We start from the raw sequence: 418 nt of genomic DNA on the forward strand, positions 1-418 counted from the left end.
GCGCCATCGGCATTCCCGTAGCGGTAGTGGCGGCCCGCTCGGCCCAGGTCCAGTTCTCCGATCCGGGCGCGACACCGGGATAGAGGGCGATCTCTTTCGCGGGCGGCGGCAACTGCTGCGCGGATGCCGCGAGGGCGATGAAAAGCGCGAAATTTCTGATCCGCATAATGAGTTCCATGTTACAACCATGCGGTACGATCTAGTTTGGCCGACACCGAAAAGCGGCGAGAGCTTCCCTCAGTCGATCAATTGCTGGGGCGGCTTGCCGATCTCGAAAAAGAATTTCCCCGCCGGTTGATCGTCGCTCAAGCGCGACGCGCAATCGAGGAATCCAGGCAGGCGATCGCGGCGGGACTCACCGCGCCTCCCGCGGAAGACCGTGTGCGGCAAATCCTGGAGGGGCTTGCCAAGCCATCGC

1 protein-coding gene is annotated in these 418 nt (G+C 62.9%); it reads left to right on the top strand.

Annotation, left to right across the window (positions count from 1 at the left end):
• Nucleotides 1–204: 204 nt before the first annotated feature.
• On the top strand, nt 205–418 hold a 214-nt coding region (locus I6F37_RS41835; RefSeq protein ID WP_225154647.1), incomplete at its 3' end, for a hypothetical protein.

This window comes from Bradyrhizobium sp. NBAIM08 (genome assembly GCF_020193935.1).
In the GTDB taxonomy this organism is placed as follows: Bacteria; Pseudomonadota; Alphaproteobacteria; order Rhizobiales; family Xanthobacteraceae; genus Bradyrhizobium; species Bradyrhizobium yuanmingense.